Genomic DNA, 19,932 nt, shown 5'->3' with positions numbered 1-19,932 from the left:
CAATGTTGTGATTAGGCTATATATGGTTCTAAACTGAAGCGAAGCACTCATGTGTTTCGCCAAAGACCCCAAAGAAGGAGTGCCGTGTACTGTCCGTATTGCCGGCATACCGATTCGCGTGTCGTAGATAGCCGGCTCACCGACGACGGCACGGCAATTCGCCGCCGCCGCCAATGCGCGGCCTGCGGACGCAGGTTCACCACCGCCGAAACCACGAGCCTGAACGTGCTCAAGCGTTCGGGTGTCGCGGAACCGTTTAGCCGGGCCAAGGTCATCAACGGCGTGCGCAAGGCCTGCCAGGGCCGTCCCGTCACCGACGACGACTTGGCGGTGCTTGCCCAGGAGGTCGAGGAAACCGTGCGCTCTAGCGGGGCCGCGGAAATCGACGCGCACCAGGTTGGGCTGGCCATCCTGGCACCGCTTCAGCGCCTGGACGAGGTGGCCTACCTGCGGTTCGCCAGCGTCTACCAGGGGTTCGAATCGCTCAAGGATTTCGAGCAGGCCATCGACAAGCTGCGGCGCGAACGCGAAGAGCGCCCGACGGGCAAACAGCGCCCGCTGGGCGCCAAATAGCATTAGCTGAACTAAAGAAAACGGGTGGTGTTCCGGGGCAAAAATCCCGGGAACACCACCCGTTTCGCGTGTGGAGGTCAGACGGCGAGCTGCTCGGAAATCACCGATTGCAGGGCCGAACCGACGATTCCGGCATTGTTCTTCGAGGAAGCAACAACCATCGGGGCATTGACCGAAATCTTCGGAAGGTAGTCGCCGGCCCGCTTGGAGATGCCGCCGCCGATCACAAACAGGCTGGGAGAGAGCAAGAACTCCACGTGGGAGAAGAACCGCTGCAAGCGCTCTGCATACTCATCCCAGGACAGGTCATCGCGTTCGCGCGCCGAGGCCGAGGCCTTGGTCTCGGCAACCGCGGAATCGATTTCCAGGTGGCCCAGCTCGACGTTGGGCACCAGCACGCCGTTGTGGATCAGCGCGGAACCGATGCCGGTGCCCAGCGTGATGACCAGGACGGTTCCGTCGACGCCGTGTCCGGCGCCGTAGCGGACCTCGGCCAGACCGGCTGCATCCGCGTCGTTCATGACGTGGACAGGGCGGCCCAGACGTTCGGTGAGCAGCGAATCGACATCCGTTCCGATCCACGACTTGTCCACGTTGGCGGCCGAGCGGGCCACCCCGCGGTGGATGATCGCCGGGAAGGTGACACCCACCGGGGTGTTGGCCGCCGGTGCATCCTCGCGGGAGGAAAGCTCCTCAACGATTTGGGCCACGACCTCCGCAACTGCGGCCGGCGTGGCCGGCTTGGGGGTGTCGATCCGGAAACGGTCGCCAATCAACTTGCCCCGGGCCAGGTCGACGATGCCGCCCTTGATGCCCGTGCCGCCGATGTCGATTCCGATGGCAATGGTTGCTGGATCCTGCGCGCTATTAGACATGGTGTTCTTCAGGTTCTCTCTCGTGCGGGAAAGGTCCTGCCGTTAGGGCAGGGTGAGGATTTCGGCGCCGTCCTCATTGACGAGCAGAGTGTGTTCAAACTGTGCGGTGCGTTTGCGGTCCTTGGTGGTGGCGGTCCAGCCGTCCTCCCACATGTCCCATTCGATGGTTCCCAAGGTCAGCATGGGTTCGATGGTGAACGTCATGCCCGGTTCGATGAGCCTGTTGTAGGCCGGTGCCGCATCGTAGTGCGGGATGATCAGCCCGGTGTGGAAGGATTCCCCGACGCCGTGGCCGGTGAAGTCCCGAACCACACCATAGCCGAATCGCTTCGCGTATGCCGAAATGGTGCGGCCTATGACGTTTATTTCACGGCCCGGCATCACAGACTTGATGGCGCGGCGCAGGGATTCCTCGGTGCGTTCAACCAGCAGGCGCGATTCCTCGTCGACGTCCCCGGCCATGAACATGGCATTGGTGTCGCCGTGGACCCCGCCGATGAATGCCGTGATGTCGATGTTGATGATGTCGCCATCCTCAACCACGGTGCTGTCCGGGATGCCGTGGCAGATGACCTCGTTGATCGATGCGCACAGCGACTTGGGGTATCCGCGGTACCCCAGGGTGGAGGGGTAGGCGTTGTGGTCAAGCAGGAACTCGTGTCCGACGCGGTCCAGCTCATCGGTGGTCACGCCGGGGACCACAGCCTTGCCGACCTCGACCAGCGCCTGTGCCGCGATCTTCGAGGCGATGCGCATCTTGGCGATGACCTCCGGGCTGCGGACCTCCGACGCATCGGATTTCCGCGGCGCCGGGCGGCCGACGTATTCGGGCCGCACGATAGAAGCGGGGACTGGACGTGGTGGGGAGAGGACGCCGGGTTTCAGGGACCCGACAGGTGCTGTTGACGCAAGAGGCATAACGCCTATTCTAACCGTGCCCCCATGCCCCGGGCACATAGGTGGCTTGCGGGCCGTTCGGGCGCGCGGCCGGGGCTGTAGGGTGGGCATTAGCCATGCAAAACAGAGCTAAAGGAAGGCGGACAACCAGATGAGCAAGGAACTCCCGGGTGAGGGCGATTACTGGTTCAACATCGTCACAGGGCAGGTCGAATTCGGTCCGCAGGCGGACTGGTCCCAACTGCTGGGGCCCTACAACTCCCGCGCCGAAGCCGAACAAGCCATGACCAAGGTGCGCGAGCGCAACGAACAATGGGACGCGGAAGACGAGGCCGAGTTCGAAGACTAGGCCCTAGTCCTCGAACTCATGCTCGGGCGCCGGGAACGTGCCGGAAACGACGTCCTGGTGGTAGGCGGTGGCGGCCAGCGTAACGATGGAGCGCAGGTCGGCATATTTCTTAACAAAACGTGCGCCCTTGCCGCCGCCCAGCCCGAGCATGTCCTGCCACACCAAGACCTGGCCGGTGGTCACGGGGCCGGCGCCGATGCCCACCGTCGGCACGTGCAGGGCCTCGTCGACGCGACGGGCGGCCTCGGTGGGAACCATTTCCATCAGGACGGCGAAGGCGCCGGCGGCCTCCAGCGCCTGGGCGTCCTCGACCAACGCGCCCGCGGCATCCCCGCGGCCCTGGACCCGGTAGCCGCCCAGCGCGTGCTCCGATTGCGGGGTGAAACCAATGTGTGCCATCACCGGAATACCCGCGGCAACCAGAGCCCGCACGTGCGGGGCAAAGTAGGTGCCGCCCTCCAGCTTCACGGCATGCACCCCGCCCTCCTTCATCAGGCGCACAGCCGAGGTCACGGCCTGTTCGGGGGAAACCTCGTAGGAGCCGAACGGCATGTCGCAGACCACCAGGGCGCGCTTGACCCCGGAGGTCACGGCCTTGGCAAAAACGACCATCTCATCGAGGGTGATCGGCAGGGTGGAGGAATACCCCACGACCGTGTTGGCGGCGGAATCCCCGACCAGCAGGACCTCGATCCCGGACTCGTCGAAGAGGTTTGCCATCATCGTGTCGTATGCGGTGAGCATCGCAAACTTGCGTCCCTCGGCCTTGGCCTTTTGCAAGTGGTGGACGCGGACGCGGCCGCCCGGGGCCTGCGCAGCGGACGTGGAGTTTGCGGGGACTGGGGGATGAGCACTCATGGGCAAGAGACTAATGCACAATGCCCGAACACGTAGCACCGTGTCATGTAGGGAAAACCGTATAAAGTGATTGAGGCGGCACTTTCCGCCCAATATGAAGCCGTTGTGGAAGGAACCCGCCGTGGATCGCCAGCAGGAATTCGTCCTCCGAACCATCGAAGAGCGCGACGTGCGCTTTGTTCGCCTGTGGTTCACCGACGTGGTTGGTTCGCTGAAGTCGGTGGCCCTGGCCCCGGCCGAGGTCGAGGGAGCCTTCGAGGAGGGCCTGGGCTTCGATGGGTCCTCCATCGAAGGGCTATCACGCATATACGAATCCGACATGCTCCTGCAGCCGGATCCGGCCACCTTCCAGATCCTGCCGTGGCGCGGGGAAACCGAACCCACATCCCGCATGTTCTGCGACATCCTCACACCGGACGGATTGCCGGCGGCTGCGGATTCCCGCCACGTCCTCAAGCGCCAGCTGGCCGTCGCCTCGGAGATGGGCTTCACCTGCTACACCCACCCCGAGATCGAGTTCTACCTGCTGCGCTCCAGCGAATTGGGCGCCGACGGCTACCCGGTGCCTGTCGACCGCGGCGGCTACTTCGACCACGTCACCGGCGGCGTCGCCCAGGACTTCCGCCGCACGGCGGTGACGATGCTAGAGGCCGTCGGCATCTCCGTGGAATTCAGTCACCACGAGAACGGCCCCGGGCAGAACGAAATCGACCTGCGTTACGCCGATGCGCTGCAGACGGCCGACAACGTGATGACCTTCCGCACCGTCATCAAGGAGGTCGCGCTCCAGCAGGGCATCTACGCGACGTTCATGCCCAAGCCCTTCTCCGATGAACCGGGGAGCGGCATGCACACCCACTTCTCGCTCTTCGAGGGCGACACCAACGCCTTCTTCGAGGCCGGGCGCGAATTCCAGCTTTCCGACACCGCACGCCAGTTCATTGCCGGCATCCTGCGCCACGCACCGGAATTCACGGCGGTGACCAACCAGTTCGTGAACTCCTACAAGCGCCTGTGGGGCGGAGGCGAGGCCCCGAGCCACAGGTCCTGGGGCCACAACAACCGCTCGGCACTGGTCCGCGTTCCGCTGTACAAGCCGGGCAAGGGCCAGAGCGCCCGCGTGGAATACCGCGGCATCGACTCGGCCACCAACCCCTACCTGGCCTACGCCTGCCTGCTCGGCGCTGGACTGAAGGGCATCCAGGAGGGCTACGAGCTCGAGCCGCAGGCCGAGGACGACGTGTGGGGCCTGAGCAGCGCGGAGCGCCGCGCATCCGGCCACGACCCGCTGCCCGGTTCGTTGCACGACGCGATCCGCGCCATGGAGGAATCCGAGCTGGTGGCCGAGATCCTCGGCGAACAGGTCTTCAATTCCTTCCTGCGCAACAAGCGCGACGAGTGGGAAGCGTACCGGCAGAACGTGAGCCCGTTCGAGCTTCGCCGCTACCTCGGGATCCTCTAGGAGCCATACGTGAATCCCACGCGGCGGCTCATCTCCGCCGGCTTTGACGACCTCGAACGGGCCAAGCGATTCCTGGCGGCCGAGGAACTCTCCGGGGTCAACCTCAAGGAACTCGTCGGGAACCTGGCCAACGCGGCAGACCCCGACCTTGCATTGCTCTCCCTGGTCCGGCTCATCCCTCATGCTCCGGCCGCGGTGGCGCTGGTGGAAAACCCGCGCACGGCGCCGGGCCTGTTGCGCGTCCTCGGCGCCTCCGACGCCCTGGCGGGCTTCATGATCCGCGAGCCCGGGGCGCTGGCCGTCTTCGAGCAGGTGCCCGACGCGCGGATCCAGGGGTGCGCCGCCGGCGACCTGCGGGAGCAGCTCCTGCTGGCCGTCGGTGCGGACCCTGAATCGGCCGCCGCGCCTGTGGCAGCGCTGTCCGGTCCCGCCGGCTACCGGGCGCTGCGTGTCGCCTACCGCCGGGCCCTGCTGTCGCTGGCGCACCGCGACCTCGGGGCGGCCAACGCACTGGATGCAATGCCGGTGGTGGGCCGCGAACTTGCAGACCTTGCCGCCGCGGCCATCGAGGCCGCGCTGGCCATCAGCCGGGTCGAGGCCGCCGAACGCTTTGCCGCCGAGGACGTTGCCGCAGTGCGCCTGGCCGTGATCGGCATGGGCAAATGCGGTGCCCGCGAACTGAACTACGTCTCCGACGTCGACGTCATCTACGTGCACGCAAGCGACGGGCTCGATGAGCAGACCGCCTCGGGCATTGCAGCGGTGCTGGGGGCCGGCATCTCCCGCGCCATCGATTCCACGGGGCCGGAGCCGGGCCTGTGGGAGGTCGATGCAAACCTGCGCCCTGAGGGCAAGGACGGTGCGCTCTCGCGCACCCTCGAATCCCACGCCGCGTACTACAAGCGTTGGGCCGCCTCCTGGGAATTCCAGGCGCTGCTCAAGGCCCGCGCCATCGCCGGCGATGCGGCACTGGGCGCCGAATACGAAGCCATGGCCGCGCCGCTGATCTGGTCCTCCTCGGAGCGGGCGGGCTTCGTCGAATCGGTGCAGGGCATGCGCCGCCGCGTCACCGCCAACATCAAGCCCGAAGAACTCTCGCGCCAGCTCAAGCTGGGGCCCGGCGGCCTGCGGGACGTGGAATTCACCGTCCAGCTGCTGCAGTTGGTGCACGGCAGGGTCGATGAATCCTTGCGTGTGCGCACCACCACGACGGCCATCGGCGCGTTGAGCCAGGCCGGCTACATCGGCCGCGACGACGCCGAGAGCTTTGACGGGTCCTATCGATTCCTGCGCGTGCTCGAGCACCGCATCCAGCTCGTCAACCTGCGCCGCACGCACCTGATGCCGCAAAGGGAATCGGGCCAGCGGGTGCTTGCCCGCGGGGTGCGTTCGATGCTGGGCGTGGAACTTGCAAGCGCCGCGAAGCTGCTGGAGCGGTGGGGCGAAACCAAGCGCGAGGTCCGCAAGCTCCACGAGCGGATCTTCTACCGCCCGCTTCTGAGCACCTCCGCCAACCTCTCCCGCGACGAGGTGCGCCTGAGCCCGGAGGCGGCCCAGGCCCGCCTGCGTGCCCTGGGCTACGTCGACCCGAAGGCCGCCATGCGCCACATCGACGCGCTCACGGGCGGGGTGCGGCGCCGTGCCGCCCTGCAGCGCCAGTTGCTGCCGGTGCTGCTGGGCTGGATCGCCGAGGGCGTGGACCCCGACGCCGGGTTGCTGGGCTTCCGGCGGCTGAGCGAGTCGCTGGGGGAGTCCCACTGGTACCTGGGCATGCTGCGCGATTCTAACGCGGCGGCCGAACGCCTGTGCAAGATCCTGTCCAACTCCCGGTTCATCACCGACCTGCTGGAGGTGTCCCCGGAGTCGACCGCCTGGCTGGGCTCCGACAAGGACCTGCAGCCGCTGTCCTTCGAGGCGCTGTGGGCGGAGATCTCCTCCAAGCTCAAGCGCAACCTCGGCACCGACCCGGCCATCCGGCTCATCCGGGTGATCCGCCGGCGCGAAATGCTGCGCATCGCCCTGGCCGACGGCGCAGAGGTCATCGACCAGGACGGGGTGGGCCGCGCGCTGGCGGACAACGACAGGGCCGCGGTGCTCGGCACCTTGCGGGTGGCGCAAAACCTCGAGCACGAGACGACCGAGCCATTGTGCGACGTGTTGGTGGTCGCCATGGGGCGCCAGGGCGGCCGCGAAATCGGATATTGCTCGGACGCCGATGTCATGTTCGTGCAGCGGCCCATCGCGGGGGCCGACCCGCAGGCAGCCCAGGAGCAGGCGCTGCGCATCGTCACGTCGCTCGGCTCGTTCCTGGCCAAGCCCATGACCCCGGCAATCCAGGCCGAGCCGCGGCTTGAGGTCGATGCGAAGCTGCGCCCCGAAGGCCAGAGCGGCCCGCTGGTGCGTTCGTTCGACGCCTACCAGGAGTACTACAAGCGGTGGGCCCACGTCTGGGAACGCCAGGCCCTGCTGCGTGCCGCCCCCATGGCCGGATCCGACGAGCTGGCCGAGGACTTCATGGCCATGGTCGACGAGGTGCGTTACGGGGAACCAATCGGGGAAGAGCAGGTCCGGGAGATCCGCCGGATCAAGGCCCGGGTGGAGGCCGAACGGCTGCCGCGCGGCGCGGATCCCGCCCGCCACCTCAAGTTGGGCCGCGGCTCCCTCAGCGACGTCGAATGGCTGGTCCAGCTCATCCAGTTGCAGCATGCGGCAACAATTCCAGAGCTGCGCACTACCTCGACGCGTCCCGCGCTGCACGCGGTCGCCGAGGCAGGCATTATTCCGGCGGAGGACGTCCAGACCCTTGATCACGCCTGGGCCCTAGCCACCAGGATCCGCAGCGCGGGGGTGATCTGCACGGGCCGGGTGACCGATGTGCTGCCGCATGCCTGGCGGGACATGGAAGCCGTCGCGCGCTGGTGCGGCTATTCGCCCGGGGAGGCCGCGGTGATGGAGGACGACTACCTCAAGGCCACCCGGCGGGCGCGACAGGTTTTTGAGCGACATTTTTACGCCTTTGAGGACTAATTCGCCGGAACCCGGGGCATAGTAGGTAGCAGCACCCGTTGCCGTCAATTCGAAAGGTAGGCATCCCTGCCATGCATATCACCCGAGCCGAAATGGATGACCTGGTCGAACGCGAGTTGGCAAAGGCCGCGGCCACGGCCAACGGGCGCAGTGCCGTGGCGGTGCTCAAGGACGGGCGGCTGCGCCACACCTTGATCACCCTGACCTCCGGATCCAGCTTGAACGAGCACCCCAAGCCGGAAGCGGCGACGCTGCTGGTGCTGCGCGGCAACATTCTTGTCAGCTGGGAGGGGCAGACCGCGGCCATCGCCCACGGCGGCCTGTTTGTGCTGCCTGATGCGCTTCATGATGTGGTGGCCGAGTCGGACAGCTCGTTCCTGCTGACCACCATCGCGGGCTAGCCGGGGACAGGGGAGGGTCCGCCGTGTCCGTGGTCGTTGCGTTGGCAACAGGGGAGAAGTACAGGAACGATGACGAGGAAGGCTCCCAGGTTGCCTACAAGATCCTCGACAACGGCGCGCTGGCCGTAGTTGTGAAGCCGGTTGGCGGCGAACTGGCGATCCTGCGCGAGTTCTCGCCCGCCGGCTATGCCTGGGTCGAAGGAAAGCGTTTCCTGGGTGATGTCGAAAGGCTGGCGGGCACCGACGGGATCGTCGTGTTCGGCTGACCGCAGCCGGGAGCTGAACGCCCGATACAACGAAAGGGAGCCAACGACAATCGTCGTTGGCTCCCTTTTGTGCGGACTCCCTGCGGGCTAAGCCCCGGCTGTCCCCATGGACTGGCTAGCAGCCGTAGTACAGCTCAAACTCGTACGGGTTCGGGCGCAGCGACAGCGGCTTGATTTCGTGTTCGCGCTTGTATTCGATCCAGGTGCGGACCAGGTCCTCGGTGAAGACGTCGCCCTCAAGAAGGAACTCGTAGTCTGCTTCGAGGGCCAGCAGGGCTTCTTCCAGGGAGCTCGGAGCAACCTGGATGTCCTTGGCTTCTTCGGCCGGGAGCTCGTAGAGGTCCTTGTCGATCGGGTCTGCCGGCTCGATGCGGTTCTTGATGCCGTCAAGGCCTGCCATCAGCTGTGCGGCAAATGCCAGGTACGGGTTCGAGGCAGCATCCGGTGCGCGGAATTCGATGCGCTTGGCCTTCGGGTTCGATCCGGTGATCGGGATGCGGATGCCTGCCGAGCGGTTGCCCTGCGAGTACACCATGTTGACCGGTGCCTCGAAGCCCTTGACCAGGCGGCGGTAGGAGTTCACGGTCGGGTTGGTGAAGGCCAACACGGCCGAGGCGTGCTTCAGCAGGCCGCCGATGTACCAGCGGGCCATGTCCGAGAGGCCGGCGTAGCCCTTCTCGTCGTAGAACAGCGGAACGCCGTTGGCCCAGAGAGACTGGTGGCAGTGCATGCCCGAGCCGTTGTCACCGAAGATCGGCTTCGGCATGAAGGTTGCGGACTTGCCCCAGGCATCGGCCACGTTCTTGACGATGTACTTGAATTTCAGGATGTCATCGGCCGAGTGGGTCAGCGTGTTGAACTTGTAGTTGATCTCGGCCTGGCCGGCGGCGCCAACCTCGTGGTGGCTGCGCTCGACCTCAAGGCCTGCGGCCTCGAGCTCAAGGCAGATGGCGTCGCGCAGGTCGGCCTGCTTGTCGGTTGGGGAGACCGGGAAGTAACCGCCCTTGAAGGGGGTCTTGTAACCCTGGTTGCCGCCTTCTTCCTTCTTGCCGGTGTTCCACGGAGCCTCGATGGAATCAACCTTGTAGAAAGAGCCCTGCGGCTTGGATTCGTACTGCACGTTGTCGAAGATGAAGAATTCGGCTTCGGGTGCGAAGAATGCGGTGTCGGCGATGCCGGTGGAGGTCAGGTAGGCCTCGGCGCGCTCGGCAACGCCGCGCGGGTCGCGGTGGTACGGCTCGCCGGTGCGCGGGTTCACGATCGAGAAGTTGAACGCCAGGGTCTTCTCCAGGCGGAACGGGTCAACGAACCCCGAGGTCACGTCAGGGATCAGCTGCATGTCGGAGTCGGCGATGCCGGCGAAGCCGCGGATCGAGGAACCATCGAAGAGCTGGCCGTTGAGGAAGAAGTCAGCGTCGACCGTGCGGGCCGGGACGTTGAAGTGCTGCTGAACGCCGGGGAGGTCCGTGAAACGGATATCGACGAACTTGACGTCTTCTTCGGCAATGTATGCCATGACTTCTTCTGGACTCTTGAACATAGTCAGGGGCTCCTGTGTGGTTTCTTCGGGGTGCGGCTGGGGCTGCCGTAGAAGGGAAAACGCGGGTCTTCCCTTCCTTCGTTATCAACCATAGACCGTTGCCGTTACTCTACTGTGTCTCGATTGTTTCAAGTACGTTACACGGACGAGGATTTCACCCTGAGGTACATGAGGTGAATCACACTGGCGATCGAGGGTGTGGCATGGCCCACTTGGAAGCCTAGAAAAACGGGCGCCGGAGCGCAAGTTGGCGCACCCCGGTAGTCTGGTAGATGTGGAAAGAAAAGATTTTGGCTCGTGGCTCGAGGGCCCGCCGCAACTGAGTAACCAGGAATGGCCAGGCAAGCGATTGGGGCGCCCCGAAAGCGGGCCGGGCTCCGTGGCGCGGATCGGACGGCGCGTTGGCGCCCTGCTGGTTGACTGGGGAATCGCGATGCTGATTTCGCTGATTTTCTTCAAGGCCGACACGACGGCGAACCTGGTGATCTTTGCCGCCATGCAAATGCTCTTCGTTGGTGTCACAGGCCACTCAATCGGCCACCGCATCTTCGGGATGCAGGTGCAGGGTATGGACGGGACCGCGGTGAAGCCGTTAACCGGGATCATTCGGACCTTGCTGATCTGCTTGGTGATCCCGCCGCTGCTGAGCGATTCCGACCAGCGTGGTTACCACGATCGGCTGGGCAAGACCATTCTCGTACGTATCTAATTCGGCTTTGAGCCGGGTCTGAAACGGTTAAATGAGTGAGGGGCTGGAACCAAAACGGTTCCAGCCCCTCACTCATTTAACAAGTGCTGTTCTCTAGCGTCCGCGGCGATCCGGGCGGGCCCGGTTCGGGTCGATTCCCTTGGGAATCGGCAAGCGGGCGCTACCCAGGGTGCTCAGTCGCTTGTCAACGGCGCTGATCTCGAGCTTGGTGATCGACTTGGGAAGCTTCTTCATCGCCTTGCCGACCTCAGCCAAAGGAACCTGTCCTTCGTCACTGCCGGCATTGATCACGTGGATCGGGACGTTGGGAAGAACGCGGTTCATGCGCTTGCGTTCCGCGTCAACCAACGTGCGAACGCGCGTGGTCGGCCCCTCGGTCACAAGTACAACGCCCGCGCGACCGATGCCCAGGAAGACCAGGTCCTTGGTGCGGGGGTTGACCGCAACGGGCTCGTCCTTGAGGATCCAACCGCGGCGAAGCACGCTCATGGCCGCACCGGCAGCACCGGGGCGTCCTTCGAGCTGCTTGAACGCGGCCTTTTCGGCGCGGCGGGAAAGAATCATCGTTGCAGCCAACAATGCCAGCGGGATCGAGATGAGAAGCGCGGTGATCCAGTTCTTGATCAGCAGGCCAACAACGAGGCCCACTACCAGCACGCCAAGGGCCGCCAGAATCATCAGCCAAACGACCATCGGGTCGTTCTTGCGAGTCATCTGGAAGACCTGGCCCAGCTGTTTCAGCCGGCCTGGTTCCTTAGTGGCCTTCTCGGCCTTTGGCTTGCGCGAAAAGAGTCCGCGCTTTGGGCTTGCAGCCTCGCTCGAGGCATTATCGGTGTTTTTGGCCATAGTATTTCAATTCTACGCGATGCGTGGCTGACTATGTGCCGACCAGAGAGGACGCCTCCTGCCGCGTGTCTCCGGAACTTTCTATGTGGGCCAGGGCTTCGGGAATCGGAAGCCCCTTCTTGCGCATGGCACTGGCCCACAGGCGTCCGGCGCGGTAGGAGGAACGAACCAGCGGGCCGCTCATGACGCCGAGCATGCCGAGCTCTTCGGCTTCCTGCTGCAATTCCACGAATTCCTGCGGCTTGACCCAGCGTTCAACAGGGTGGTGGCGTTCGGTCGGGCGCAGGTACTGGGTGATGGTCAACAGGTCGCAGCCGGCATCCACGAGATCCTTGATGGCGTCGGTGACTTCCTCGCGGGTTTCACCCATGCCAAGAATCAGGTTGGACTTGGTGATCATCCCGTTGGCGCGGCCCTGGGAGATGACGTCAAGTGAGCGATCGTAACGGAAGGCCGGGCGGATGGACTTGAATAGTCGAGGTACCGTCTCGAGGTTGTGGGCATAGACCTCTGGGGCGGATGCGCAGATTTCGTCGAGGAATTCCGGTTTACCGGAGAAATCGGGAATCAGCAGTTCAACTCCGGTGCCGGGGTTCAACTGGTGAATGCGTCGAACGGTCTCGGCGTAAAGCCAGGTTCCCTCGTCCTCCAAGTCGTCGCGGGCGACGCCCGTGACGGTTGCGTAGCGCAGACCCATCTTCTTGACGCTCATGGCGACCTTGAAAGGCTCGGCACGGTCGATGGCCTGGGGCTTGCCGGTGTCGATCTGGCAGAAATCGCAGCGGCGGGTGCATTCGGAGCCGCCGATGAGGAAGGTCGCTTCCTTGTCTTCCCAACATTCGAAGATGTTCGGGCAGCCCGCTTCCTCGCAGACGGTGTTCAGGCCCTCGGACTTGACGAGTTTCTTTAGGCCCACGTATTCCGGGCCGATGTTGACCTTGGCCTTGATCCAGGCTGGTTTCCGTTCTACGGGTGTTGCGGAGTTGCGCTGTTCAATGCGCAACAGGCGGCGGCCTTCGGGTGCGGCGGTCATCGGTTGGCTCTTTCCGGGGTGGTTGCTGTCAGTGACACGATGGGGCTCAATAAAGCATCGAGTTCTTTCTCGATACGGTCAAGGACATCGGCTGGAGTGATGGTGGTTCCAGTTTCTTCGCTGAGGCTTGTGACCCCGGCGTCGGTGATTCCACAGGGGATGATTTGTGCGTAGGGGGAGAGGTCGTTGGAGCAGTTGAAAGCGAAACCGTGCATTGTGACGCCGTGGTCCACGCGAATGCCGATGGCGCCGAGTTTGCGGTCTTGGGCGCCATCGGTGCCCAGCACCCACACGCCACTACGGCCCTTGATGCGGGCGGCGGGAATGCCATACCCGGTGGACACGTTGATCATTGCTTCCTCGAGGACCGAGACATACTCGCGGATGCCTTTCATGTCCAACAAGCGGACGATCGAGTATCCGACAAGCTGCCCGGGGCCGTGCCAGGTCAGCTTTCCGCCCCGATCAACGTCAATGACGGGTGTTCCGTCCACTGGTAGGTCTTCAGGTTCCGTCAGGCGGCCTGCGGTATACACTTCTTCGTGTTCCAGGAGGAAGACAACGGGTCCTGTGCTCCCGTGCGTGACTTCCTCATGAACGCGCCGTTGCAATTCCCATGCCTCGCGATAGTCGACCAGCTCCGGAGCCAGGCCAATTCGCTCGAATTCGATGCTCATGGCCAATACGGTACGCCTATCGAAGACAGCCTTCGAATTTGAATAGACACACGTCTTGTGGATAACCAAAACAAGATTCTTCTATGAAGCGTAGAACTAATGCATGGAAACGCGTGATGAACCGCGGCAACAACCGCAAATTGCCGGATATGACACCAATCGATATCTGGGACAAGGTGGAAACGGAACAGTATGGGTTATTCAAGACGCCGATTCGGGTGAGGAACTGGCCGTAAAGATCATCGGATATGACGAATCGTTGCGACGGATTGGAGCCGGCGGTTTGAACCTGCATCATGAATTCCTGGTACACGAACACGGCATGGTGGAGTCCTCCCAAGGCCCGGGAATCTTGATGGAGTACTGCCCTGCCGGCAGCGCCGCCGCGGTGGTTGCGGCCCGGGGACCGCTGAGCGTTGGGGAGGTGCTGACGGTGATTGCGCCGATTGCCGAAGCCCTGCAGTTTCTTCACGATCAGGGATTGACCCATGGCGATGTGAGTCCAAGAAACATCCTGTTCACCGCCGAAGGAAAACCCAAACTCGGAGACTTCGGAACCCACTCGATTCGTGGCGAAACTCCTGCCGAGTATGGAACAATCGGGTTCTGCGCACCTGAAGTCACGGAGATTGCCGAACCCGGTGAACTTGAACCCGCCCGTGACATCTACGCCTTGGCTGCCTGTACCTGGTACCTGCTGACAGGGCGGGCGCCAGCCTTGGCAACAAACCGAATCCCCATAGGGGCGATGGTTCCGGAAGTAAACGACAATCTCGCGATCCTTCTTGAGGACGGGCTTGCCGCCGACCCGATGCGGCGGCCCAGCGCAGGACAGTTCGCCCATCGAATCTTTTCCGGTGGTGACCCGACTGCCGTGGAGCTCGGTTCGGCAGTCGAGCCGGAGGCGCTCAGACACATGGTCACCACACGCCAGTCGCCGCGAAAAAGGACACCATTCGCAAGGTTCAAGCAGGTCGAATCGGAAGCAGAGCCGGCGAAGGGAGTCCCAACGAATCGCCGAGAGCGGGTTGCGCGAAAGTCCAAGGATAGTCCACAAGGTTCGCCGGCAACGGCGGGGAAGAGCCCTTCGTTGCCCCTCCGCCGTAAAGGCAGCGGTGGAACGTCCGAGGCCCATGGGCATCGGATCCATTCGCTGGCGAGCGGGAGACGAAAGTTGGCAGTTGCCGGCCTGCTCGGGATCGTGGTGGTTGCATCCGGGGCCGTTATCGCCCAGTCGATAGAGATCCCTGTGTCCCCAGCGGATGCACATGAAATTGAGTCACCGTTCGCTGGAGGGGCGGTGCAGGAGACGGCCGCCTCAGGCGGAATGCGTCCGGGAGTGGGACGCGAACACGACGAAATACTCTTGGCTGCCGTGGACCTGACGTTGCGGAGGGACAAGATCTTGATGAATGGCGATGCAAGGGCGCTCAAGGCAATTCACGTGCCAGGTTCTCCTTCAATGGCACGCGACAGCGAAATCCTGGCCCTTTTGAAGCGAAACCAGCTAAAGCTGGAGTCCCTGCAAACGTCAATGGAACACGTGTCCCTTATGGCCGTTGGGAGCAACGGCAGTGCTTTCGTGGAGGCAAGCAGCACGCAGAGCGGCTACCGGTACGTGGACGGTGTCGGGAAGGTTGTTTTTGCCGCGAAAGATGCGGAACGGCAGCCTGTGCGTATTGAACTGCGCCGGGACAAGAAGAACTGGAAAATCTGGGATGTCGGTTCGATGCCGGATGGCCAACCCTGAAGGTTCAAGGAAAAGCGGGTGCTGGTGGTTCGCGCAATTGGATCTCAGCGAACCAGCAACACCCGCCAAAGGCTATGCCAGACGTGCATCCAGGGTGATTGAAGGAACCGCGGCCAAGGCCGCAGATACGGGACAACCTTCCTTGGCAGCTTGGGCCAGCTTCTGGAATTCCGCGTCTTCCAGGCCTGGAACCGTGGCCTCCAACGTCAAACGAATCTCACTGATCCTTGCGCCGTCGCTGGTGTCGAAATCAACTTCCGCGGTGGTCGCCAGCTTGTCGGCAGTGTGGCCCGACTCCTTCAGCATGTTGCTGAGCGCCATGGAGTAGCAGGTTGCATGTGCCGCGGCGATGAGTTCCTCCGGGCTGGTCTTGCCTTCCGCGGCCTCGGCGCGCGCCCGCCACGTCACGGGGAAGGTGCCGATCTTTGAGGTCTCAAACGTGGTTTCCCCGGCGCCCGAGACCAAATCCCCGGTCCAGACGGTGCTTGCGCTTCGTGTTACTGCCATGGTGACAACTCCTTGGATTTGCAGAGGAATCGGAGCTTGCGCTCCATGTGCCATCCTATGACCGCGCACCCGGAACCGAAAGAGCGTTTTCCAAGGCCGTTCGGTTCCGATCCGCAATGCAAGGCCGGGACGCGAATGCCTGGTTAAACGCAGTTGCGGTGCGCACCAAAAGGCACGCACCGCAACGGATCATGCGACGTATCGGGGAATTAGACCCAGAGAACGGCTACGGCAATAGCGATTAGCGCGGTGCCGCCGGTGCCGTGGGCAAGTCCGGTCGGGACTTCCTGGCCGTTCTTGATCTTGCGGCGTCCCAACAGTGCCGCAATGAAGACGCCAATGGCCAACAGGAGCTTGACGGCAATCTTGATGTGGTTCAGCTCGGCACCCTGCATCTCGGCCAAGCCGACGAGCAGCAGACCGGTCACCAGCTGGGTGATGGCACCGTACCACTGCCAAATGGTGACGGTCGGGGTCTTGAAGTTGGCGAGCCAGCCGCCGAAGATCGCCGCAGCACCCAAAATGTGCAGGAATACGAGGAATGTATACAAAAAGGTCATGTCCATAGCCTAATCGAAATTCGACGCAGCGTAGAACTCGGAATGCAGGAAAGTGTCCGATGACATGGTGGTACGACTCGGGGCGGCACTCCGTGTTGGAGTGCCGCCCCGAGTTGCGAAGCCCTAGGTCTTAGAGACCGAGGTCGGCTGCGAAGGAGCCTTCTTCAAGGCGTGCCTTCAGCGTCTGCAGGAAGCGACCTGCATCGGCGCCGTCGACCAGACGGTGATCGTAGGTCAGCGACAGGTACATCATGTGGCGGATGGCAATGGTGTCATCGCCGTCGGCGTTGGTGACAACAACTGCACGCTTGACGATCGCACCGGTGCCCAGGATGGCTACCTGTGGCTGGTTGATGATCGGGGTGTCGAACAGTGCGCCAACCGAACCGATGTTGGTGATCGAGAAGGTGCCGCCCGAGAGCTCGTCCGGACCGATCTTGTTGGTGCGGGTGCGGTTTGCAACGTCGGCGATCTTGCCGGCCAGGCCGGCAAGGTTCAGGTCGCCCGCGTTGGAAATAACCGGAACCAAAAGGCCCTTGTCGGTGTCCACCGCAATCGCCAGGTGTTCGGCGTTGTGGTAGGTGATTTCCTGGGTGTCCTCGTTGTACTCGGCGTTCAGCTTCGGGTGCTGCTTCAGTGCTTCGGCAACGGCCTTGGCAATGAACGGCAGGAAGGTGAGCTTGGTGCCGTTGGTTGCCGCGAAGGCGTCCTTGGCCGAGTTGCGCAGCTTGAAGATGCGGGTCATGTCGACCTCGTGCACCTGGGTCAGCTGGGTCGAGATGTCCAGGGACTCGCGCATGCGGCGGGCGATGACCTGGCGGATGCGAGGAGCCTTGGCGACGGTGCCGCGCAGCGAGGAAGCAACCACAGGGGCTGCTGCTGCGGCGGCCGGGGCTGCAGCCGGTGCTGCCGCGGCCGGAGCCGAAACGGTCTTGGCTGCGGCGGCTGCATCGATGACGTCCTGCTTGCGGATGCGGCCGCCAACGCCGGTGCCGGTCACGGTGGACAGGTCGACACCGTTCTGGTTTGCTAAGCGGCGTACCAGCGGGGTGACGTAGCCGTCGTTGCCCGTGGCTGCTGCGGGTGCAGCGGCAGCAGGGGCGGCCGGAGCTGCAACCGGAGCGGCCGGGGCCGCAACAGGTGCCGGTGCCGCCACGGGAGCCGGGGCGGCAACCGGTGCTGCAACGGGGGCCGGAGCTGCCACAGGTGCCGGTGCTGCGACCGGAGCCGGAGCGGCCGGTGCGGCTGCGCCTGCTGCACCGATGATTGCCAGGACGGCGCCAACTTCGGCGGTCTCGTCTTCGGCAACGCGGATTTCCAGCAGGGTGCCGGCAACCGGAGAAGGAACCTCGGTGTCGACCTTGTCGGTGGAAACCTCGAGCAAAGGCTCGTCGACTGCGACGTCGTCGCCAACGGCCTTAAGCCAGCGGGTAACGGTGCCTTCGGTGACGGATTCGCCCAAAGCCGGAAGGGTGATTTCGGTGCCCGATGACGGCGCGGCAGGGGCAGTCGGTGCTGCCGGGGCAGCCTCTGCAACCGGGGCCGGTGCGGCTGCCGGGGCCGGAGCCTCAACAGCGGCGGGTGCCTCGGCAACCGGAGCTGCGGCGGAACCCGAGCCATCGCCGATGCGAACCAAGGCGGCTCCAACATCAGCGGTTTCGTCTTCTGCGACGAGGATCTCTTCGATGACGCCGGCAACCGGCGAAGGGATCTCGGTGTCGACCTTGTCGGTCGAAACTTCCAGCAACGGCTCGTCGACCTCAACGCGGTCGCCGACCTGCTTGAGCCAGCGCGTAACGGTGCCTTCGGTGACACTTTCACCCAAAGCGGGCAAGTTCACGGTTTCAGACATCTTGTTCCCGTTCTCCTAAAAACTAAATTTTGTGTGCGAGAGATCCGCGGGTTTCCCGCACATCTCGTGGGAGGCGTTGCCTCCGAGTTTAGTGCACCGCGCACGCGTACCTTTCGGTTCGCGTGCGCGGTCCAGTAATTGTGACTAACCGTGCAGCGGCTTGCCGGCCAAGGCCATGGCGGCCTCGCCGAGCGATTCGTTCTGCGTCGGGTGTGCGTGGATGAGCTGTGCAACATCCTCCGGGTAGGCTTCCCAGTTCACGATGAGCTGTGCTTCACCGATCTGCTCGCCGATGCGGCCGCCGATGCCGTGAACGCCGACGATCGGGCCGTTCTTGACGCGAACCATCTTGATCAGGCCGGAAGTGCCCAGGATGGAGGACTTGCCGTTGCCGGCCAGGTTGTACTCGGTGACCTCGATCTGGTCGTCACCGAACTTTTCCTTGGCCGCAGGCTCCGAGTAACCAACCGAAGCGATTTCCGGTTCGCAGAAGGTGACCTTCGGGATGTTGATGTCCTCGACGACAACCGGGTTCAGGCCGGCGATCTCTTCGGCGACGAAGATGCCGTGCTGGTAGCCGCGGTGTGCAAGCTGGACGCCCGGGACGATGTCGCCGATGGCGAAGATGTTGCCCACGCCGGTGTGGCAGCGCTCGTTGATGAGCACGAATCCGCGGTCCATCGGGATGCCCTGCTCTTCGTAGCCCAGGCCGGCGGTGACCGGGCCACGGCCAACGGCAACCAGGACGATCTCGGCTTCAAGGACCTTGCCGTCTGCCAGGGAGACCTTGACGCCGTTGGCGTCCTGCTCGACCTTTTCGAAGAAAACGCCGGTGTTGAACTTGATGCCGCGCTTCTTGAAGGCACGCTCCAGGTTCTTGATGATCGAGGGATCTTCGTTCGGAACCAGGGAAGGCAGGCCTTCAACGATGGTCACGTCGACGCCGAAGGACTTCCATACGGAAGCGAATTCAACGCCGATGACGCCGCCGCCGAGCACGATGGCGCTCTTCGGAAGGGTGTCCATGTTCAGGGCTTCGGTGCTGGTGAGGATGCGTCCGCCGATTTCCAGGCCGAAGGTCTTCGACTCGGAACCGGTGGCAAGGATGATGTTCTTGCCCTTGTAGGCAACGCCGTCAACGTCGATGGTGTCCTGGGAAACCAGGCGGCCGTTACCTTCGATAACGGTGACCTTCTTCATCTTCAGCAGACCCGACAGGCCCTTGTACTTGCCGGCGACAATGCCGTCCTTGTAGCTGCGCACGGCGCCGAGGTCGATGGACTCAAGGGTGGTGTTGATGCCGTACTTGGCACCTTCGCGAGCGTTTTCGGCCAATTCAGCCGAGTGCAGGTACGCCTTGGTCGGAATGCAACCGGTGTGCAGGCAGGTGCCACCGAGCTTGGCCTTCTCAATCAAGCCGACGGTGAAACCCAGCTGGACGGCGCGCAATGCTGCCGAGTAGCCGGCGGAACCGCCGCCGAGAATGAGGATGTCGAATTCTTGCGTTGCTGCCGATTCGGCCACGTGAACGCTCCCTCGTTATGAGTTGTGGCCAACGTGGTGGTCGGCCATGGTGTGTGGGGGTGATTCCCCGCGCCCGTGTTGCGGGCGCGGGAAACTGTAATGCAAGTGATCTATCAGAATTACCTTAGCCCCATGAAACGTACTCGGCCACCTGCCGTGATACACATTGCCGTCAACTGTGACGGGTTACACAGCGCCGGGAACAATCGGAAAAGTTCCGGAAAAA

The 19,932-nt window shown here is 63.4% G+C and carries 19 protein-coding genes; 8 read left to right on the top strand and 11 right to left on the bottom strand.

Features of this window, described 5'->3' with window-relative positions; genetic code table 11:
- Positions 1 to 84: 84 nt before the first annotated feature.
- A complete protein-coding gene (gene nrdR / locus JOF47_RS10530) occupies positions 85 to 573 on the top strand; it encodes a transcriptional regulator NrdR (protein ID WP_209997526.1) in 489 nt (162 codons plus the stop codon).
- A 77-nt stretch (positions 574 to 650) separates the two neighbouring features.
- Here the strand turns inward: nrdR and ppgK are convergent, their stop codons facing one another.
- A complete protein-coding gene (ppgK, locus tag JOF47_RS10525; RefSeq protein ID WP_209997525.1) occupies positions 651 to 1,448 on the bottom strand; it encodes a polyphosphate--glucose phosphotransferase in 798 nt (265 codons plus the stop codon).
- Positions 1,449 to 1,490: 42 nt separating this feature from the next.
- Positions 1,491 to 2,366, bottom strand: a complete 876-nt coding sequence (gene map / locus JOF47_RS10520) for a type I methionyl aminopeptidase (RefSeq protein WP_209997524.1) — start codon at positions 2,364 to 2,366, stop codon at positions 1,491 to 1,493.
- 130 nt (positions 2,367 to 2,496) lie between these two features.
- Between map and JOF47_RS10515 the strand changes: the two genes are divergently transcribed.
- Entirely contained in the window at positions 2,497 to 2,694 is a 198-nt protein-coding gene (locus JOF47_RS10515) for an SPOR domain-containing protein (protein ID WP_209997523.1), read from the top strand.
- A gap of 3 nt (positions 2,695 to 2,697) precedes the next feature.
- On the opposite strand, the gene panB is transcribed toward JOF47_RS10515, so the two are convergent.
- Positions 2,698 to 3,552 carry a 3-methyl-2-oxobutanoate hydroxymethyltransferase gene (gene panB, locus JOF47_RS10510; protein ID WP_209997522.1) on the bottom strand — a complete coding sequence of 285 codons (855 nt, stop codon included), beginning with the start codon at positions 3,550 to 3,552 and terminating at the stop codon, positions 2,698 to 2,700.
- 121 nt (positions 3,553 to 3,673) lie between these two features.
- Here panB and glnA (JOF47_RS10505) point away from each other — a divergent pair, with 121 nt between their 5' ends.
- The 4 genes from glnA (JOF47_RS10505) to JOF47_RS10490 all read left to right on the top strand — a co-directional run bounded on the left by glnA (JOF47_RS10505) (position 3,674) and on the right by JOF47_RS10490 (position 8,708).
- Positions 3,674 to 5,014 (top strand): type I glutamate--ammonia ligase, encoded by a 1,341-nt coding sequence (glnA, locus tag JOF47_RS10505; protein ID WP_209997521.1) that lies wholly within the window; start codon positions 3,674 to 3,676, stop codon positions 5,012 to 5,014.
- A gap of 9 nt (positions 5,015 to 5,023) precedes the next feature.
- Complete coding sequence (locus JOF47_RS10500) at positions 5,024 to 8,041, top strand: bifunctional [glutamine synthetase] adenylyltransferase/[glutamine synthetase]-adenylyl-L-tyrosine phosphorylase (protein WP_209997520.1); 3,018 nt, start codon at positions 5,024 to 5,026, stop codon at positions 8,039 to 8,041.
- 71 nt (positions 8,042 to 8,112) lie between these two features.
- Positions 8,113 to 8,442 carry a cupin domain-containing protein gene (locus JOF47_RS10495; RefSeq protein ID WP_209997519.1) on the top strand — a complete coding sequence of 110 codons (330 nt, stop codon included), beginning with the start codon at positions 8,113 to 8,115 and terminating at the stop codon, positions 8,440 to 8,442.
- 23 nt (positions 8,443 to 8,465) lie between these two features.
- The gene (locus tag JOF47_RS10490) at positions 8,466 to 8,708 is read left to right on the top strand and encodes a hypothetical protein (protein ID WP_209997518.1); all 243 of its coding nucleotides are present in this window, start codon (positions 8,466 to 8,468) and stop codon (positions 8,706 to 8,708) included.
- 115 nt (positions 8,709 to 8,823) lie between these two features.
- Here JOF47_RS10490 and glnA (JOF47_RS10485) read toward each other — a convergent pair whose 3' ends face one another.
- On the bottom strand, positions 8,824 to 10,248 hold the full coding sequence (gene glnA, locus JOF47_RS10485; RefSeq protein WP_209997517.1) for a type I glutamate--ammonia ligase: 1,425 nt from the start codon (positions 10,246 to 10,248) through the stop codon (positions 8,824 to 8,826).
- A 274-nt stretch (positions 10,249 to 10,522) separates the two neighbouring features.
- Here glnA (JOF47_RS10485) and JOF47_RS10480 point away from each other — a divergent pair, with 274 nt between their 5' ends.
- Positions 10,523 to 10,957, top strand: a complete 435-nt coding sequence (locus JOF47_RS10480; RefSeq protein ID WP_342592756.1) for an RDD family protein — start codon at positions 10,523 to 10,525, stop codon at positions 10,955 to 10,957.
- 93 nt (positions 10,958 to 11,050) lie between these two features.
- Here JOF47_RS10480 and JOF47_RS10475 read toward each other — a convergent pair whose 3' ends face one another.
- The 3 genes from JOF47_RS10475 to lipB are packed head-to-tail and all read right to left on the bottom strand — an operon-like array spanning position 11,051 to position 13,513.
- On the bottom strand, positions 11,051 to 11,803 hold the full coding sequence (locus JOF47_RS10475) for a DUF4191 domain-containing protein (protein ID WP_209997516.1): 753 nt from the start codon (positions 11,801 to 11,803) through the stop codon (positions 11,051 to 11,053).
- Between the two features lie 31 nt (positions 11,804 to 11,834).
- Positions 11,835 to 12,836, bottom strand: coding sequence for a lipoyl synthase (gene lipA / locus JOF47_RS10470; protein WP_209997515.1), 1,002 nt, complete (start codon positions 12,834 to 12,836; stop codon positions 11,835 to 11,837).
- Positions 12,833 to 13,513 carry a lipoyl(octanoyl) transferase LipB gene (gene lipB / locus JOF47_RS10465; protein ID WP_209997514.1) on the bottom strand — a complete coding sequence of 227 codons (681 nt, stop codon included), beginning with the start codon at positions 13,511 to 13,513 and terminating at the stop codon, positions 12,833 to 12,835. Before lipB ends, lipA begins: the two co-directional genes overlap by 4 nt.
- Before the next feature lie 103 nt (positions 13,514 to 13,616).
- On the opposite strand from lipB, the gene JOF47_RS10460 reads away from it, so the two are divergent.
- Positions 13,617 to 15,263, top strand: a complete 1,647-nt coding sequence (locus JOF47_RS10460) for a serine/threonine protein kinase (protein ID WP_209997513.1) — start codon at positions 13,617 to 13,619, stop codon at positions 15,261 to 15,263.
- A 72-nt stretch (positions 15,264 to 15,335) separates the two neighbouring features.
- Here JOF47_RS10460 and JOF47_RS10455 read toward each other — a convergent pair whose 3' ends face one another.
- From JOF47_RS10455 to lpdA, 4 genes are all read right to left on the bottom strand, one after another.
- A complete protein-coding gene (locus JOF47_RS10455) occupies positions 15,336 to 15,770 on the bottom strand; it encodes an OsmC family peroxiredoxin (RefSeq protein WP_209997512.1) in 435 nt (144 codons plus the stop codon).
- Positions 15,771 to 15,979: 209 nt separating this feature from the next.
- Complete coding sequence (locus JOF47_RS10450; RefSeq protein ID WP_209997511.1) at positions 15,980 to 16,330, bottom strand: hypothetical protein; 351 nt, start codon at positions 16,328 to 16,330, stop codon at positions 15,980 to 15,982.
- A 130-nt stretch (positions 16,331 to 16,460) separates the two neighbouring features.
- Positions 16,461 to 18,182, bottom strand: a complete 1,722-nt coding sequence (sucB, locus tag JOF47_RS10445; protein WP_209997510.1) for a 2-oxoglutarate dehydrogenase, E2 component, dihydrolipoamide succinyltransferase — start codon at positions 18,180 to 18,182, stop codon at positions 16,461 to 16,463.
- A gap of 144 nt (positions 18,183 to 18,326) precedes the next feature.
- Complete coding sequence (lpdA, locus tag JOF47_RS10440; protein ID WP_209997509.1) at positions 18,327 to 19,706, bottom strand: dihydrolipoyl dehydrogenase; 1,380 nt, start codon at positions 19,704 to 19,706, stop codon at positions 18,327 to 18,329.
- Positions 19,707 to 19,932 lie beyond the last annotated feature (226 nt).

It is taken from the genome of Paeniglutamicibacter kerguelensis (assembly GCF_017876535.1).
Taxonomy (GTDB): Bacteria; Actinomycetota; Actinomycetes; order Actinomycetales; family Micrococcaceae; genus Paeniglutamicibacter; species Paeniglutamicibacter kerguelensis.
Note: the sequence above shows the minus strand (reverse complement) of the source record. Positions and strands in the feature narration are given on the sequence as shown.

What these genes read in the sequence shown, in the direction of transcription:
- ppgK (WP_209997525.1), bottom strand. Translation starts at nt 1,448, where the DNA reads ATGTCTAATAGCGCGCAGGATCCAGCAACCATTGCCATCGGAATCGAC.
- map (WP_209997524.1), bottom strand. Translation starts at nt 2,366, where the DNA reads ATGCCTCTTGCGTCAACAGCACCTGTCGGGTCCCTGAAACCCGGCGTC.
- JOF47_RS10515 (WP_209997523.1), top strand. Translation starts at nt 2,497, where the DNA reads ATGAGCAAGGAACTCCCGGGTGAGGGCGATTACTGGTTCAACATCGTC.
- panB (WP_209997522.1), bottom strand. Translation starts at nt 3,552, where the DNA reads ATGAGTGCTCATCCCCCAGTCCCCGCAAACTCCACGTCCGCTGCGCAG.
- JOF47_RS10495 (WP_209997519.1), top strand. Translation starts at nt 8,113, where the DNA reads ATGCATATCACCCGAGCCGAAATGGATGACCTGGTCGAACGCGAGTTG.
- glnA (WP_209997517.1), bottom strand. Translation starts at nt 10,248, where the DNA reads ATGTTCAAGAGTCCAGAAGAAGTCATGGCATACATTGCCGAAGAAGAC.
- JOF47_RS10475 (WP_209997516.1), bottom strand. Translation starts at nt 11,803, where the DNA reads ATGGCCAAAAACACCGATAATGCCTCGAGCGAGGCTGCAAGCCCAAAG.
- lipA (WP_209997515.1), bottom strand. Translation starts at nt 12,836, where the DNA reads ATGACCGCCGCACCCGAAGGCCGCCGCCTGTTGCGCATTGAACAGCGC.
- lipB (WP_209997514.1), bottom strand. Translation starts at nt 13,513, where the DNA reads ATGAGCATCGAATTCGAGCGAATTGGCCTGGCTCCGGAGCTGGTCGAC.
- JOF47_RS10460 (WP_209997513.1), top strand. Translation starts at nt 13,617, where the DNA reads ATGGAAACGCGTGATGAACCGCGGCAACAACCGCAAATTGCCGGATAT.
- JOF47_RS10455 (WP_209997512.1), bottom strand. Translation starts at nt 15,770, where the DNA reads ATGGCAGTAACACGAAGCGCAAGCACCGTCTGGACCGGGGATTTGGTC.
- JOF47_RS10450 (WP_209997511.1), bottom strand. Translation starts at nt 16,330, where the DNA reads ATGACCTTTTTGTATACATTCCTCGTATTCCTGCACATTTTGGGTGCT.
- sucB (WP_209997510.1), bottom strand. Translation starts at nt 18,182, where the DNA reads ATGTCTGAAACCGTGAACTTGCCCGCTTTGGGTGAAAGTGTCACCGAA.